This window comes from Pseudomonas sp. NPDC087814, from assembly GCF_044742865.1.
Taxonomy (GTDB): Bacteria; Pseudomonadota; Gammaproteobacteria; order Pseudomonadales; family Pseudomonadaceae; genus Aquipseudomonas.
Window position 1 is genome coordinate 27481 of the sequence record NZ_JBIUVK010000045.1, and the last position, 15975, is coordinate 43455.

Annotated in this window: 15 protein-coding genes; 7 read left to right on the forward strand and 8 right to left on the reverse strand. The window is 61.6% G+C overall.

Going from position 1 to position 15975, the window contains the following annotated elements; translation table 11 throughout:
• Window positions 1–117: 117 nt before the first annotated feature.
• Window positions 118–1758: a glycosyltransferase family 39 protein gene (locus tag ACIOMR_RS24695; protein ID WP_177409846.1), complete on the reverse strand. Its 1641-nt coding sequence runs from the start codon at window positions 1756–1758 to the stop codon at window positions 118–120.
• Window positions 1759–1845: 87 nt separating this feature from the next.
• The gene (locus ACIOMR_RS24700) at window positions 1846–2811 is read right to left on the reverse strand and encodes an arsenic resistance protein (RefSeq protein ID WP_177021915.1); all 966 of its coding nucleotides are present in this window, start codon (window positions 2809–2811) and stop codon (window positions 1846–1848) included.
• A gap of 172 nt (window positions 2812–2983) precedes the next feature.
• Here ACIOMR_RS24700 and ACIOMR_RS24705 point away from each other — a divergent pair, with 172 nt between their 5' ends.
• Window positions 2984–3904, forward strand: a complete 921-nt coding sequence (locus ACIOMR_RS24705; RefSeq protein WP_102367918.1) for an alpha/beta fold hydrolase — start codon at window positions 2984–2986, stop codon at window positions 3902–3904.
• Window positions 3905–3977: 73 nt separating this feature from the next.
• Window positions 3978–4391: a hypothetical protein gene (locus ACIOMR_RS24710; protein WP_063033519.1), complete on the forward strand. Its 414-nt coding sequence runs from the start codon at window positions 3978–3980 to the stop codon at window positions 4389–4391.
• 135 nt (window positions 4392–4526) lie between these two features.
• Here ACIOMR_RS24710 and gabP read toward each other — a convergent pair whose 3' ends face one another.
• On the reverse strand, window positions 4527–5918 hold the full coding sequence (gene gabP / locus ACIOMR_RS24715) for a GABA permease (protein WP_003218057.1): 1392 nt from the start codon (window positions 5916–5918) through the stop codon (window positions 4527–4529).
• Window positions 5919–6472: 554 nt separating this feature from the next.
• On the opposite strand from gabP, the gene ACIOMR_RS24720 reads away from it, so the two are divergent.
• The 5 genes from ACIOMR_RS24720 (at window position 6473) to ACIOMR_RS24740 (ending at window position 10704) form a co-directional block, all read left to right on the forward strand.
• Window positions 6473–7246 carry an ABC transporter ATP-binding protein gene (locus ACIOMR_RS24720; RefSeq protein WP_003218059.1) on the forward strand — a complete coding sequence of 258 codons (774 nt, stop codon included), beginning with the start codon at window positions 6473–6475 and terminating at the stop codon, window positions 7244–7246.
• A gap of 13 nt (window positions 7247–7259) precedes the next feature.
• Window positions 7260–8012: an ABC transporter substrate-binding protein gene (locus ACIOMR_RS24725; protein ID WP_401196894.1), complete on the forward strand. Its 753-nt coding sequence runs from the start codon at window positions 7260–7262 to the stop codon at window positions 8010–8012.
• A gap of 73 nt (window positions 8013–8085) precedes the next feature.
• The gene (locus tag ACIOMR_RS24730) at window positions 8086–8781 is read left to right on the forward strand and encodes an ABC transporter permease (RefSeq protein WP_003218063.1); all 696 of its coding nucleotides are present in this window, start codon (window positions 8086–8088) and stop codon (window positions 8779–8781) included.
• Between the two features lie 38 nt (window positions 8782–8819).
• Window positions 8820–9509 carry an ABC transporter permease gene (locus tag ACIOMR_RS24735; protein ID WP_032899447.1) on the forward strand — a complete coding sequence of 230 codons (690 nt, stop codon included), beginning with the start codon at window positions 8820–8822 and terminating at the stop codon, window positions 9507–9509.
• Window positions 9490–10704, forward strand: a complete 1215-nt coding sequence (locus ACIOMR_RS24740; protein ID WP_401196897.1) for a methyltransferase — start codon at window positions 9490–9492, stop codon at window positions 10702–10704. The genes ACIOMR_RS24735 and ACIOMR_RS24740 overlap by 20 nt, the downstream gene beginning before the upstream one ends.
• A 242-nt stretch (window positions 10705–10946) precedes the next feature.
• Here ACIOMR_RS24740 and bcsQ read toward each other — a convergent pair whose 3' ends face one another.
• The 5 genes from bcsQ to ACIOMR_RS24765 form a co-directional block, all read right to left on the reverse strand.
• Window positions 10947–11888 (reverse strand): cellulose biosynthesis protein BcsQ, encoded by a 942-nt coding sequence (bcsQ, locus tag ACIOMR_RS24745; RefSeq protein ID WP_008435707.1) that lies wholly within the window; start codon window positions 11886–11888, stop codon window positions 10947–10949.
• A gap of 173 nt (window positions 11889–12061) precedes the next feature.
• Entirely contained in the window at window positions 12062–13189 is a 1128-nt protein-coding gene (locus ACIOMR_RS24750) for a cell division protein FtsQ (RefSeq protein WP_177081409.1), read from the reverse strand.
• A 12-nt stretch (window positions 13190–13201) separates the two neighbouring features.
• Window positions 13202–14617, reverse strand: coding sequence for an MBOAT family O-acyltransferase (locus ACIOMR_RS24755; RefSeq protein ID WP_401196901.1), 1416 nt, complete (start codon window positions 14615–14617; stop codon window positions 13202–13204).
• A gap of 17 nt (window positions 14618–14634) precedes the next feature.
• The gene (locus ACIOMR_RS24760) at window positions 14635–15300 is read right to left on the reverse strand and encodes an alginate O-acetyltransferase AlgF (protein WP_177049453.1); all 666 of its coding nucleotides are present in this window, start codon (window positions 15298–15300) and stop codon (window positions 14635–14637) included.
• Window positions 15300–15971, reverse strand: coding sequence for an SGNH/GDSL hydrolase family protein (locus ACIOMR_RS24765; protein ID WP_003218072.1), 672 nt, complete (start codon window positions 15969–15971; stop codon window positions 15300–15302). Before ACIOMR_RS24765 ends, ACIOMR_RS24760 begins: the two co-directional genes overlap by 1 nt.
• Between the last annotated feature and the right edge of the window lie 4 nt (window positions 15972–15975).

Consider the following 15975-nt stretch of genomic DNA (forward strand, 5'->3'; position numbering starts at 1 on the left):
CGATCCAAAGCGCCGGTTATCAACACCTCATTCCGACCCTATTGATCCATCCTTAATTCCCCAGTGATCGCCACTCTTGTCGGCGTTACCACCGACAAGGATGTCAAGGCGACTGAGTCACTTCACCAGGAACACCAGCAGCGGGTTGTCATTCAACCGCCCATTGAACACCGGCGCCATGTGTTCCAGCGGCGTGCCGCTGAGCAATGCGGTTTGCTTGCGCTCCACAATCACCCAGGCGGGGCGCGGCAGCGTATCCACCAGCAAGGGTTGGTTGCGCCCGATGAACAGCGGCTGCTCGTCGTGATCCAGGTTCATGATGTAGCGAATCGCCCAGGTGTCCTTGGCCAGATCGACGAACACCAGGGTCCCGGGATTATCGGCACGCAGCTTTTCCACCGCGCTTACGAAGTTCCTGGTGTCGAATTGCAGGTCCTTGGCCGGCTCCACAACCTTCACCAGCACCAGCCATTGGGTGGCCAGCGCAATCAGGCTGAGCACCACCAGGCGCTGGCCGAGATTGCCCTGCAAACGGCGCCAGGCAATCACGGCTGCGAGTTGCAGCACGATCAGCACACCCACCAGCGCCGGCACTGAAACGTCCGGCCAGTAGCCGTGCTTGTGCCACAGATGCCGACAGACAAACACCACGGCAATACCCAGCACCGGCAGGACCGCCACCAGCCACTCATAGCCACGCCGCACGCCGAGCAACCAGCCCTGGGCCTGGAGCAAGCCATAGGCGGCCACCGCGGCAAACATCGGGACCATGGGGACGATGTAGTAGGCGCGCTTGAAGTGCGGCACCGACAAGCCCAGCAAAATCATCAGGCCGCAGGCGGCCAAGCGCAGCATCAACTGCACATCGGCATCGTCGTGGCGGGCCGACCATTTGTGGCGCAGGGCAATCATCGTCGCCAGGGCCAGCGGCACCACCGGGAAATAGCGGTACAGGCTCAGCTTGAAGTAGAAGTAGAACGCCTCACCGGTTTCATCAAGGCGCCCGGTGAATTGCATCCGCAGCACATCATCGACGAAAGCATCGCCCCCGCTGATCCGCGCCAGTTTCAACAGCGCCCACCAACAGCCGGCCAGCAGGATCAAACCGACCACGCCGTGGGCAATCACCTTTTTCAGCAGTGCAATCCGCTCTTGCCGCGTACGAGCGGTGCCCAGCGCCCAGTAGACACAGGCCACCCCGCACACCTCGATCAACCCCAGCGGCCCGCGAATGGCAAACGCCACCACGAACAACGGAAAGATCGCATATTGGCGCAGCCGCGAGCCCAGGCGCTCACCGGTATGCAGCAGGTAGAAACACCCCAGGCACAACAACGAGATCATCTGGTCCAGGCACACCGAGCGCGACTTCTCCAGCAACTGGGCAGTCAATGCGGTGAGCAGCACCGTCAGCAGCGCCCACGCCCGGCCCGACGGCACCAGCAAGCGGTAGATCAGCGCCATGACCCCGGCAGACGCCAGGGCGGTGGGCATCACGTTAGCCAGGTCGTTGGGCGCGCCGAATAAACGGGCAAAGAGGTAGCTGAGGTAGGTCGCGGTGCCCGGATAGTCCGGGTAAGGCTCACCGTAGGTGGTAGGAAACAGGCTCGCGCCGTGGCGAAACATCTCTTGCATGAACACGGCCCAGCGGCCGTCGAAGCCCTGTGGCTGCTGGTCCCAGATGCCCAGGGTGAACAGCAGCAGGGCGATGAGGAAAATACCCAGCGATTCCATTCGAAAGCGATTGTGTTGATCCATTATTCAGCCTGTCAGGTGGGGTAAACCGGCTCATGTTGCCGAACGCCACCCTGAATAAGCCCTGAACGGAATCAAACATTCATCCGCCTAACGACGAGCGGGCCAGATCAGCAGCGGCAGCAGCCGGATATAGAGTAGCTCCCCTACCAATTCCACCAGGGTTTGCGTGATCACTGCGGCAGCAGCGAGCCCACGGATCTCTTCGGGTAACGCCAGCGCCAGCGGCAGCACCACCAGGGAATTACGCGTGGAGGCGCTGAAGGTGACCGCCCGCGCCGTGGGCGCCGATAGCTTGAACAGGCGCGAAGCCAGCGCCCCCATCAGCGGGGCCAGCAACAGGAAGCCGATATACACCGGGATCACCGGCGCCAGCAGGCCGATATCGCGGACCACGGCGGTGATCTGCGAACCGATCACCACCATCAGCACCAGCGCCATGGCCGGCACGGGCAGCCAGGCCCAGGCATCGTTCCAGGCACTGACGACCGGTGAGCGCCGGGACAGGGAAGTGGTCAGCACCGCCAGAATCATGGGGGCAACGATCAGCAGCAGGAAGGCCTCGACAAACGGCCCCACTGCAACCGCCACCTGCGACTGCGCCCCCAGCATCAACCCCAGGTAGACCGGCAACAGCAGCAGTTGCAGCAACAATAGAATCGGGGTCGCCGCCAGCATCAACCGCGAGTCACCCTTGCCGATATGGGTAAACACCACCACGTAGTCGATGCACGGCGTCAACAGCACCAGCAACGCACCCACCAGGATCGCCGGGTGTTCCACCAGGCCCCGAGTCAGCGCCCACACCAGCAGCGGAATCAGGATGAAGTTGGCCAGCAGCAATGCGGCCATAAAGCGTTTGTTGCCCAAGCCCTGGCGCAGGTCCAGAAAGGGGATTTGCAGAAACATCGCGTACATCAGCACGGCGATGGCGGGCGTAACCAGGGCAGCCACACCTTGAACCATGGAGGGCGCCAGCAGGCCGACAACGGCAGCCAGCACCACGCTGGCGAAGTAGATCGGGATCTGGTTTTGTTCGAGGGTGTCGCGGGTCATGGGCCGGCTCTGGTGGGCGAAAGGGTCTAAGCCTAGGCATCTGTGCCGCTCAGGTCGAGCCTCAGAAAAATCCCCGGGGTCTTCGTAGCAGAAATTTGTTAGTTTCGACTTCTCATAAAACTGCGCACGGGCCTTTGACACCCCATCGAAAGCGCAATGATCGAGCCTGTTCATGAACCTGCCAGCCCGAACTCAAGCCGAAGCATTCCGCGAGCCCACAGCCGATGGGCATTCCATCGGCGGCTTCACATGGCGCCATCCGCGCACAGACGTTGAACGCCCGGTCGTCATCATCAACGCCGCCACCTCCGTACGCTGCCGTCACTACTCACGGTTTGCCGATTACCTGTTTGCCAATGGCTTCGACGTCATTACCTACGACTACCGCGGCATCGGCGAATCCCGCAGCGGCTCGCTGAAAGGGTTCAAGGCCTCATGGTCCGATTGGGGCGTGCTGGACTTCGAAGCGATCCTGCAGCGGGCCCAGCGGGAGTTTGCCGGCCAACCGATTGATGTGGTCGGGCACAGTTTTGGCGGATGTGCGGCGGGACTCGGGGCTTCCGGCGCAGTGATTCGGCGCCTGGTGACGGTAGGCGCGCAGTTTGCCTACTGGCGCGACTACGAGGCGAGCGGGCGCTGGCGGATGCTTGCCAAATGGCATGTGGTGATGCCGCTGGTGACAGCGGTTTTTGGCTACTTCCCGGGCAAACGCATAGGCTGGCTGGAGGATACCCCGGCGGGCGTGGTACGCGACTGGAGTACGCCGACGCCGAGTTATGAAAAACGTCCGAGTGGGCGAGCCTTGCCCGAGTTGCCGTTTTCGCGGGTGAAGGCACAGATATTGGCCATCAGCATTACCGACGACCCGTTTGGCACGGTGGCGGCAATCGAGCGCCTGCTGGGTTACTTCGACGGCAGCGAGCGCACGCACCTGCGGATCGCCCCTGAAGATATCGGCGAAAAAGAGGTCGGACACTTCGCATTCTTTCGCAGCCAGTATCAGGATCGGTTGTGGCCGATTGCATTGGCTTGGCTGCAAAGGGGAGAGTTGGCCAACGGCACGCCGGGGCGCCAAGTGACGGATCGCACCTAGAAAGCCTTGGGATTTCTCCAGACCTGCGCTTCAATACCCCACCCCCAGATCCTGACACCAAGGACGTGAGCCCATGGCTTCGCCGAACAAGCAGCAAAAACGCGCCCACCGGGCAAAAGCCAAGGCCAAGCAGAATCGCACCCAACGCGCCGTCGCCACCAAGCCGGATGCCTTTGCCGGCGATGACAGCCGCATTGATCTTGAATCGGTGGATTTGACCGAGCTGTTCCTGGAGATGCGCACCGCTGGCGAAACCAGCCAGCAGGCGCTGTGTGCCGTGTTCCTGGCGCACCCGCTGCTGGCAGTGGTACTGGAGCAGGAAGGCGAAGAAGAAGCGACGGACTTTATCCTCGCGGCGCTGATCGAGTATCGCCAGTGGGCCACGGATACCGAGGATGAAGCGGCAGCGCTGGCGTGGATTGAATCGCCGGAATTCCAGGCTGATTACGTCGCGGCGTCACAGGCGCTGGTTAGCTCCGAAGACTGATACAAAACGAAATGTGGGAGCGGGCTTGCTCGCGAAGGCAGTGTGTCAGTCAGCTCAAATGTCGACTGATCCACCGCATTCGCGAGCAAGCCCGCTCCCACATTTGATCAACGGTATTGCGACGAAAGCACTCCGTCAGTTAAGCACCGCAGCCCCAACCTTCCGGCCCTTGCGCCGACGCGACACCATCAGCCCCGCCGCAACTACCAGCAAGCTCAGGATCCCGGTGGCAATGATCTCCACCTGATGCGCTTCCTGGAACAACATGATCGTCAGCACGCCCACGATGAACACGATCACCGCATACGTCAGGCCCGGGAACAGCCACATCTTGAAGGCAATCTTCTCGCCCGCTTCCGTGCGTTTCTGGCGCATGCGCAGTTGCGACACGGCGATCACCAGGTACACCAGCAGCGCGATGGCGCCGGAGCTGGCCAGCAGGAATTCAAACACCGCCGCCGGTGCCACGTAGTTGGCGAATACCGCCAGGAACGCCGCGCCGGTAGACAGCAACACCGCCCAGTAAGGCGTGCCGCTCTTGTTGGTGATCTTGGACACCGCCGGTGCATCACCGCGACGGCCCAGGGAGAACATCATGCGCGAAGCGGTGTACAGCGCCGAGTTCAGGCAACTGGTCACGGCCACCAGCACCACCAGGTCAACGATCAGCTTGGCATTCGGGATGCCCATGCGTTCCAGCACGGTCTGGTAGGAACCGACCGCTGCCAGCGCAGGATCATTCCACGGCACCAGGGCCACGACGATGAAGATCGACACCAGGTAGAACAAGCCGATCCGCCAGATCACCGAGTTGGTGGCCTTGGAAATCTGCTGGCCCGGGTTCTTCGATTCAGCGGCCGCGATGGTCACGATCTCGGTGCCCATGAACGAGAACATGGTGGTCAGGATCGCCGCCAATACCGCGCCCATGCCGTTGGGCAGGAAGCCCTGGGTGTCGAACAGGTGCGAAACGCCGCTGACCTGACTGCCCGGCAGGAAGCCGAAGATCGCCAGGATGCCGAGGATCACAAAGCCGATGATCGCCACCACTTTGATCAGCGCAAACCAGAACTCGAACTCGCCGTAGTTCTTCACACTGAACAGGTTGGTCGCGGTCAGCAGCAAGGTAATGATCAGGGTGAAGGCCCAGATCGCCACGCCGGGGAACCAGGCGTGCAGGATGGTCGCGGCAGCGTTGGCTTCCAGCGGAATCACCAGGACCCAGAACCACCAGTACAACCAGCCGATGGTGAAACCGGCCCAGTGCCCGATCGCACGGTCGGCATAAGTAGAGAACGAACCCGTGTCCGGCGATGCCACGGCCATCTCGGCCAGCATGCGCATCACCAACACCACCAGCGTACCGGCGGCGGCATAAGCCAGCAGCACGGCCGGGCCCGCCGCAGCAATCGCGTGGCCGGAGCCCACAAACAACCCGGCACCGATAACGCCGGCAATCGACAGCATGGTGACGTGACGCGGTTTGAGCCCCTGTTCGAGGTCATTGGAGCTTTGCGTACTACTCATTGACACACCTTTGCGAGGAATTGCGAATACGGTCCACCCGGTCTGGCGTCTTTCTCGTGAAAAGAAACCAACGGGGCGTTCTTTATTTTTTACGCAAGATTTGCGCCAAAATGTTACAGAGCCGCGATTGACGCGGGCTGTAGGGAAACTCAATAGCTCTCGTAAGTCACTGACACTAATGGCATTCCGCTATAGCGTTACTGTGCGACTCACTTGAAAGACGAATCAGTGCACCAAAAACACACACAATTTGTGCGTGACGCCCCATTAAAGGGCTGATATGGACCGTTCGCCGGTTTAACCCTTCCAACACCCGGCCAAAGCTGGCACCATCGCGCCCTTTTTTACGCGAAACCTGTAGGAATACTGGTTCAAACGGCTGTTCGGTTGTTGATGGCGCGACACACTGCTGTGCCGATGCGACACCCTGCCGCAGACCGTCTGTTTACCGCCTGCAGGGCTGTTGGCTGTCATCCGGACGCTATGCTAGCTTGGCGCCTCGCCAGGAAGGCGGGCCAACAGCAGGAGCGCAATGAACACAATGAGGACCGCACATGGCTGAGGCCACGCCCGCGCTTGAAATCCGCAACTTGCATAAACGCTATGGTGAGCTGGAGGTGCTTAAAGGTATCTCGCTGACCGCCCGCGACGGCGATGTGATCTCGATCCTGGGTTCCTCCGGTTCCGGCAAGTCCACGTTCCTGCGCTGCATCAACCTGCTGGAAAACCCGCACCAGGGGCAAATCCTGGTGGCTGGTGAAGAGCTCAAGCTCAAGGCTGCGAAAAACGGCGAACTGGTGGCCGCCGACGGCAAACAGATCAACCGCCTGCGCAGCGAAATCGGTTTTGTGTTTCAAAACTTTAACCTGTGGCCGCACATGAGCGTCCTCGACAACATCATCGAGGCCCCGCGCCGCGTGCTCGGCCAGAGCAAGGCCGAAGCCACTGAAATCGCCGAAGCCTTGCTGGCCAAGGTCGGCATCAGTGACAAGCGTCATGCCTACCCCGCGCAACTGTCCGGCGGCCAGCAACAACGCGCCGCGATCGCACGCACCCTGGCCATGCAGCCCAAAGTCATCCTGTTCGACGAGCCCACATCGGCCCTTGACCCGGAAATGGTTCAGGAAGTACTTAATGTGATCCGCGCCCTGGCCGAAGAAGGCCGCACCATGCTGCTGGTCACCCATGAAATGGGCTTTGCCCGCCAGGTGTCCAGTGAAGTGGTGTTCCTGCACCAGGGCCTGGTCGAAGAGCAAGGATCGCCACAGCAGGTATTTGAAAACCCGCTTTCGGCGCGCTGCAAACAATTCATGTCCAGCAACCGCTAACGGAGCAACATGCATGCAGAACTATAAAAAATTCCTCTTGGCCGCCGCTGTTTCGATGGCGTTCAGCACCACGGCGATGGCTGAAACCTTGAAAATGGGGATCGAAGCGGCCTACCCGCCGTTCAACAATAAAGATGCCAGCGGCAACGTCGTCGGCTTCGACAAGGACATCGGCGACGCCCTGTGCGCCAAGATGAAAGTCGAGAAGTGCGAAGTGTATGTCTCCGACTGGGACGGCATCATCCCGGCCCTGAATGCCAAGAAGTTCGACTTCCTGGTCTCCTCGCTGTCCATCACCGATGAACGCAAGCAGGCCGTCGACTTCACCGACCCGTACTACTCCAACAAGCTGCAGTTCATCGCGCCCAAAGCCAACAAAGACTTCAAGACCGACGCGGACTACCTGAAGGGCAAGATCATCGGTGCACAGCGCGCGACGCTGGCCGGTACCTATCTGGAAGACAAGCTGCCGGACACCACCGCCAAGCTCTACGACACCCAGGAAAACGCCTACCTCGACCTGACTTCCGGCCGCCTGGACGGGATGCTCGCCGACAAGTACGTGCAGTACGAGTGGCTGAAAAGCAAAGACGGCTCCGCCTACGAATTCAAGGGCGACCCGGTGGTCGAGAGCGACAAGATCGGTATCGCCGTACGCAAAGGCGACCCGCTGCGCGAGCGCTTGAACAAAGCCCTGGCTGAAATCAAGGCCGACGGCACCTACAAGAAGATCAACGACAAGTACTTCCCTTTCAGCATCGAGTGATCCTGAATGGCCTGCCCGGCGTGCTCGCTTGAGTGCGCCGGTCCTGAGCTTTGCCTTGCGAAACGACTAAACCATGAATTTCGACCTCTACGGATTCGGCCCGGCGCTCGCCGCCGGCGCGCTGATGACCGTCAAGCTGGCGCTCACCGCCCTGTGCCTCGGGCTGGTGCTCGGCCTGGCCGGCGCCCTGGCCAAGACTTCCCCGTACAAACCGCTGCAATGGCTTGGCGGCAGCTACTCCACCCTGGTTCGCGGCATCCCGGAACTGCTGTGGGTCCTGCTGATCTACTTCGGCACGGTCAACCTGATGCGCTCCCTCGGGGAGTTTTTCGGCAACCCCGACCTTTCCCTCAGCGCTTTCGCCGCCGGGGTGATCGCCCTGGGCCTGTGCTTTGGCGCCTACGCCACGGAAGTCTTCCGCGGCGCGATCCTGGCCATTCCCAAGGGCCACCGTGAAGCCGGTGTCGCACTGGGCTTGTCGAAGGTCCGGATCTTCACCCGCTTGATCATGCCGCAGATGTGGCGCATCGCGCTGCCGGGCCTGGGCAACCTGTTCATGATTCTGATGAAGGACACCGCGCTGGTCTCGGTGATCGGCCTGGAAGAAATCATGCGCCACGCGCAGATCGGCGTGACCGTCACCAAGCAGCCCTTCACCTTCTTTATGGTCGCGGCCTTCATGTACCTGGGCCTCACTGTCCTGGCGATGACCGGCATGCACTTCCTGGAAAAACGTGCCGCGCGCGGCTTTGCGAGGAGCACGCAATGAGTGGCGACTACAGCTGGCTGTCGCATTTCGACCTGGGCCTGAACTGGGCCGTGATCATCAAATGGCTGCCGAAACTGGCCCAGGGCGCAACCCTGACCCTGGAGCTGGTGGCCATCGCCGTGATCGCCGGCCTGCTGCTGGCAATCCCGCTGGGCATCGCCCGCTCGTCACGCCTGTGGTACGTGCGCACCCTGCCCTACTGCTACATTTTCTTCTTCCGCGGCACGCCGCTGCTGGTGCAGCTGTTCCTGGTGTACTACGGCCTGGCACAGTTCGACGCCGTGCGTGAGAGTTTCATGTGGCCGTACCTGCGGGACCCGTTCTGGTGCGCCACCGCCACCATGACCCTGCACACCGCCGCCTATATCGCCGAGATCCTGCGCGGCGCGATCCAGGCCATCCCGCCGGGTGAAATCGAAGCCGCGCGGGCGCTGGGCATGTCCAGGCCCAAGGCGCTGTTCTACATCATCCTGCCGCGTGCCGCGCGCATCGGCCTGCCGGCCTACAGCAACGAAGTGATCCTGATGCTCAAGGCCAGCGCCCTGGCCAGTACCGTGACCCTGCTGGAACTGACCGGCATGGCCCGCACGATCATTGCCCGCACCTACCTGCCGGTGGAAATCTTCTTCGCTGCCGGGTTGTTCTACCTGCTGATGTCGTACGTTTTGGTGCGCTTCTTCAAGCTGCTGGAGCGCTGGTTGCGGGTCGATGCCTGCCAGGGCCGCTGACGCCTTGCTGACGGGTGAGCACCTGCTCGCCCGCTTCCAGGCGCTGGATACGTTCCTCACCGAACATCAAGGGCTGTGGCGACCACGGCCCTTTACCCATCTGCAATTGCCGTGGGAAACCCAGCATCCCGAACTGGCCCATTGGTTGCGCCAGCGCTCGCTGGCCGAAGCGGAAAGCAGCCATAACCAGCCTCACCACTTGCCGGCGCCTGCGCCTTTCCCTGAGCTGGCCATGCAGTCGCTGAATCTCAGCGCTGTGGATAACTTACCATCCCGCCCGCTACCCGCCGCCTGCCATCGCCTGAACGTCGATGTACCCGGCCGCAAATGGCAGCAGATCGAAGCCTTCGGCGCCGCGCTGCAATTTCGCCAAACCCCCGAACACTGGCTCGACTGGTGTGCCGGCAAGGGCCACCTCGGCCGCCGCCTGTTGCAACCCGGGCAGCAACTGACCTGCCTGGAATACGACCCGGCCCTCATCGCCTCAGGGCAAGCCCTCAGCGAACACCATCAATTGCCCGTCACCCATCGCCTGCAAGATGTGATGGCCGACGTACAGATCAGCCGCGACCAAACCCCGGTGGCACTGCACGCCTGCGGCGATCTGCATGTGCGCCTGCTCCGGCTGGCCAGCGCCGCCGGCTGCCAGCAGTTGGCCGTGGCGCCCTGCTGCTACAACCGCATCCGCGCCGAGCAGTACCCGCCGCTGTCGATTGCCGCCCAGGCGTCGTCACTGCATTTATCGGTGGAAGACCTCGGCCTGCCGCTGAGCGAAACCGTTACCGCAGGCGCGCGGGTGCGCCAGCAGCGCGATACGTCGATGGCCAGGCGCCTGGGCTTTGATGTTCTGCAGCGGCAACTGCGCGGGAGCGATGCTTACCTGCCCACTCCGTCCCTGCCCGCGAGTTGGCTGGCCAAGCCGTTCGCCGACTACTGCCGCGAACTGGCGGCCCTCAAGGGATTATCCACAGGGGAACAGGATTGGTCGGCACTGGAGGCCCAAGGCTGGCAGCGCTTGGCGCAGGTGCGAAACCTGGAATTAGTGCGTGGTCTGTTTCGGCGCCCGCTGGAAATGTGGCTGGTGCTGGACCGGGCATTGTTTCTCGAAGAAAACGGTTACAGGGTTCAAGTCGGCAGCTTCTGCGAAACACCGCTCACCCCGCGCAACCTAATGCTGCTCGCCGAGCGCAATTAAAGGGCATTTTGTCGCAGCGTGCCCTGTGGATAACTCTGTTGATGGAATTCTGGCAGAGGCCCTGCCGGCAAGCTTCGCGGGGCAAAATGCTGACTGGTCATTTTTTGTTCACAAAATAAAACGCACGCAAAACAGGCAGTTGCAGCGTGATGAGAACCGCTCCGCAAAATTGCGGTTTGATGACAGGTCGAACCAACCGATTGTGCATAAGCATCTGAGGTTAGCGGCATAACCCGGGCTTTTCAGTGGGCAACCAGCAGGCGGCAAAGCGCGTTTATATCGTCACAGGCCATGCTTGCGGCTTGGTTATCCAGCGGATCGCTGCCAAAAGCCAGGGCCTCGCTGATCGCCGGATCCCGATGCACCACCTCCAACAGGCTGTCACCCAGGCGCTTCCTGAACACCTCGACCATGTCCAGGCTAAAGCCCGAGGTCTCGTCGAGTTGGTTGATCACGAAGTGGCAACGCAGCGCCGGCCGATCATCAAGGTGTGGCGCCAGCAACTGCTCCATCTGCTCCAGGGTGCCAAGGGAAGCCGCATCCGCCTGGGCGATGACCAGCACCACATCGGCCACGTTCAGTGCCTGATGCAGGTAGACGTTATTACCCGCCGGGGTGTCGATGATCACCGTGTCCTGCTCACCCAAGCCCAGGGCCGACAAATGTTGCGCCAGCCAATGCGGCTCCTGTTTCAGCCAGCGCTGGAGGTCTTCCTGCTGACGGATATCGGTTTCGCCAAACGTGATCACCTGGCAACCGGCAAAGCCTGAATGAAGGATCTGGCTCCAGCGCTCGTTGTGCAGGCTGGTGCGCCCGATGCCGGGCAAGGTGTGGCCCAGGCCGAAGTGGTGATAGAGCGCGTTTTGCGGGTCCAGGTCCAGCGCCACCACTGGCTGCCCCAGGCGCTGCAAACCGCTGCTCAGCGCGGTGGCCAGGGTGCTGCGGCCGACGCCGCCATTGACCGAAACCAGCGCTACCACCTTCGCCCGGATGTTCGCGGCTTCGCGGGACTGCTCGTTGGCACAAGGGGAATGTCGGGAGAACGACGCGCCACTGCCCATATTGAGGCTGGCACTGTCGTCGACCGGCATGTCTTCGAAGAACTGCAGCATCGAATCCATCCCTTGAACATCACTGGCAGTCGTCTTATCGAACAACGAAAAAAGATCATCGGTACGGCTCATCGCCAACACTCCCTCACGACGCATCTTAAAGACGTGAAAGGTCAGCTGTACTGATGCTTACCGCAGGTCTTTTTGTGGGCGCCTTTGTGTACGCATTCTGTGACAAAGGAATGAAGGTGTCATTATTTTGGTGTTTCTGAAGAAATCTTTAAGACGAGCGGTAAATGGTCAATTTACTGACTAATCTTTATCGGGTCGTAAGGTGTTTGCAAATCCCGCTCCGGGATCTCCCAGATCAGCAGCTTGGGCGGCGTCTGCTTGAACGCCGGGCTGTCGAAATAAGCCTTGGCGGCGCCTGAAAATTCGCCGCCGTCCTTGCTGAAGTTACCCACCGGAGCGTTCAGGGCTTTTTGCAGGAAACCCACGAAATTCGAATTGCGCGAAAACGAGGTACCGATCAGCGCCACGTTCGGCAGGCCGGCGTCACCAAACAAATCGTCAGGGTTACTCGACGCCGCCGGGCCGTTCTCATGCGCGGTGCTGGCCGCAACCTGCTCGCCCAACGGCTGTAACTTCGGCGGCAACCAATCGAGACCGGCCAGGCGCACCAGGTCACCCGGTCGCGGTGCGAGCGGTGCCTGGGTAATGTCGAAGGCTTGCTCCGGCGTGGCCTGGATACCGCGCTGCTGGATGCGCAGGGCCACGGCGCGGGCGCCGGCATTCGAGCCGATTTCGCTCCAGTGCGTGTCGGTACGCAGGTAGGCATCCGGGCCGAGGGGTTTCAGGGTGTCGGTCAAATCCAGTACTTCAACGCCCGCCGTTTGCAACAGCATGCTCCATTGCTGGATCCGGCCATCCAGCACGGCCGGACGATACAAGCCGCAACGCTGGGCAGCGGCGATACGGGTTTTATCCGGCACCACCATCACTTGCAGATCAATACCGCGCTGGCCCAGCTGCTTTTTCAGGTCGATCACCGCGTCGGCCTTGGTGCGCGCATTGTCTTCGGCGTGGCGGTTGAGCTTCAGCTCATCGCTGATAAACAGCCAGCCCGGGCAGCCCTGGCGCACCCGCGGCCCGGTGTCGCCGAACGCCAGCCAACTGGCGCCGCGCTCCAGGTTTGCCGCTTCGATGGCCATCGGTGCCTTGGACAATTCCTTGGCAAACCGATGGGTCACTTCACCGTGCAGCAGCATGTCGCTGTCGACCTTGGGCGGCAGGAAACTCACCGGCCCCTTGACCATCAGCCAGACGCAAGACAACAGCCCCGCCGCCAGGAAAGGCACCAACACCCAGCCCGCCAGGGGGCTGGTGCGGACGGCCAATTCACTCGGTGGGGTCGGCGCGGTAGGGGCGGGCATCGTCAGGCTTCCTTAGAACTGAAAGTACAGAAACGGTACGGCATCGCGGCTGGCAATCAGCGCGAACGACAACACAAACCCGGCAACCGGCCACAGGGATGCGGCCACCACAAACCAAGGCTGCGTACCAAAACGCTGCTCGCAGCGGGTCTGCCAGATCGGCGCGACGATGCACACCAAACCGAGCAACGCGGCCATGCCATGAGCCGGGCGCATGGCCACGGCCAACGCATCACCCAAGGCCATGCCATGCATGCCGAATTGGCCGGCGTACATGGTCAGTGCCGAATGGAAGTCCGGTGCGCGGAACAGCGTCCAGGCCAGGCACACAAACAGCAGCGTCAAGATGTGCGACAGCACCGGCGGAATGCTCGGCAGGCTCGAGCGCGACCACGCCCGGTCAATGCACAACGCGATACCGTGGGCCGAACCCCACAACAGGTAGTTCCAACTGTCGCCGCCATGCCACAACCCGGCAATCGCCATGGTCAGGAACAGGTTGCGGTAGGTACGCCATACGCCATCGCGGTTACCGCCGAGGGCGATGTACAGGTAGTCCCGCAGCCAGCTGGACAACGACAAATGCCAGCGCCGCCAGAAGTCCTGGATGCTGCTGGCGAGGTACGGCCGGTTGAAGTTTTCCGGGAAGTGGAAGCCCAGCATCAAGCCCAGGCCGATGGCCATGGCACTGTAGCCGGCGAAGTCGAAAAACAGTTGCAACGAGTACGCCAGGCAGCCGATCCAGGCATCCACCAGGCTCGGAGTTTCCAGGTGGAAGGCGATGTCCACCAACGGCGACAAGGTGTCGGCCACCAGCACTTTCATGCCCATGCCGATCATGAAACGCCGGGCGCCAAGGCTGAAATTCGGCCAGTTGAAATAACGCTGGTTCAGCTCGCGCCGCACCCAGTCATAACGAATGATCGGGCCCGCAATCGAGTGGCCGAACATCGAGATATAGGTCGCGTAATTGATGAAGCTGCGCTCCACCGGCACCGTGTGCCGATGCACATCCACCAGGTACGAAATCGCCTGCAGCACGATGAACGACAACCCGGCCGGCAACGCCACGCGCTGCCAATCCAGCGGCATCGCGCCGTACCAGGTGATCACCTCACTCACGGTGCCCGCGACGATGTTGGCGTACTTGTACCAACACAGCACCGCGGTGTTGAACACGATCAACGCGATCAACAGCCGCACCCGGCCCTTGCCGTCTTCACGGGAACGGTCCACCAGCAAACCGCCGACCCACGCCACCACGGTCAACACCATGTGCAGGAACAGGAACAGCGGGCTCAACCAGCCGTAGAACAGCCAGCTGCCGATCAACAGGATGACGTTGCGCCAGCCCGGACGGGCCAGCGCATAAATCAACAGGAAGGCCGGCAGGAACAGCGTGAGGAATTCCAGTGAGGCAAAGACCATGGTGGTGTCGGGCCCGATCAGTTAGCGAGCGTGTCGGAGGTAAACAGCAACCTCGAACCGGCGGCCGATGGCAGTGCGAGCACGCTGTAGCGTTCGCCGGCCTTGAGGGTGAAGGTCAGCGGCTGGCCCACCGGCGCGTTGGCGCACTTGAGCTGCACCGACAGTTCCACCGGGTTGATCATGCGGCGCGAAATCGAGCCTTCGGCGACCTTCTTGAACAGTTCGGCTTTTTGCGCCACGGCTTCCAGGCTCGCGTCGACGCAGGCGGCGTCGGCGTTGATAAAGGCCAGCGAGGCCTTCAGTGCGTTGAAGTCATCCGGCTGTTCGTGGATCACCAACTGGCGCGTGCCGCCCTTGGCGTCCGGCACCGCCACTACGGTGGCGAACTCGCCCGGCGCGACGGTCACGGCCAGCTCGGAATCCTTGCCGCCCTGGCTCAACACGCCCTTGATCGGGGTCTTGCCGCCCGACACCGGCAGGTAGTCAGACACCAGTTTGTCGCCACCCAACACCAGGCTGGCCTTGGAACCCTGGGGCAGCAATTTCAGTTCACCGTCGGTGCCGTTGGCCAGGCGCAGGAAGGCCGAATCCTTCTCCGGGCCGGTGGGGTAAAGCGGGATGTCGGCGCTGTAGGCACTGACGCTGGCGAGCAAGGTCGCCAGGCCCAGGGTGATCCGTTTCATTATTGCGCTCCTTTGCCCACGGCGGCCGGTGGCAACTTCGCCAGGGAGTCGCCGATCGCCTTGGCCCACTTCTGGTAGCCGTCGATGGTGAAATGCTGGCCGTCGGTGGTGATCCACTGGCCCGGCTTGGAGAAGGTCAGCGAGTCGACGTAGGTGCACGGCGCCACGTTGGTGGCGAGGAACTGCGACATCACCTTGGTGCGCGCATCATCCTTCTTGTACTGCGAACCGACCTTGCCCCACGCCGGCCCGACCCACACGCACTTGGTGCCGGTTTCGGTGATGGCCTTGGTCAGGGAAGTCACGCTTTTCCAGGCCCAGACTTTCGGGAACTGCGGCTCCGGGTACGAGGCCATGGTGTCGGCGATGATGATCACCACCAGGTCCGGCTTGTCCTTGGCGATCAGGTCTTTGATCGGGGTGGTGCTCATGGCGTTCTTGCCGAAAATCTCGGCCTTGCCAACCGGCAGGCGCTCGGCACCGCACTCGACTTTCTTCGGCACGATCCAGTCGGCTGCACCGGCGCCGCACGCGCCGATGGAGTGAACCTTGGCGCCCTGGGCGGTGAGGTTGTCCTGCAGGGGGTTGAGCAGTGAATCAGGAAAGCTCATGTGACTTTCGCCCAATACCAGCAGGGTCAGGCCGGCAATAGCAGAAGCGGAAACAGGCATGGAT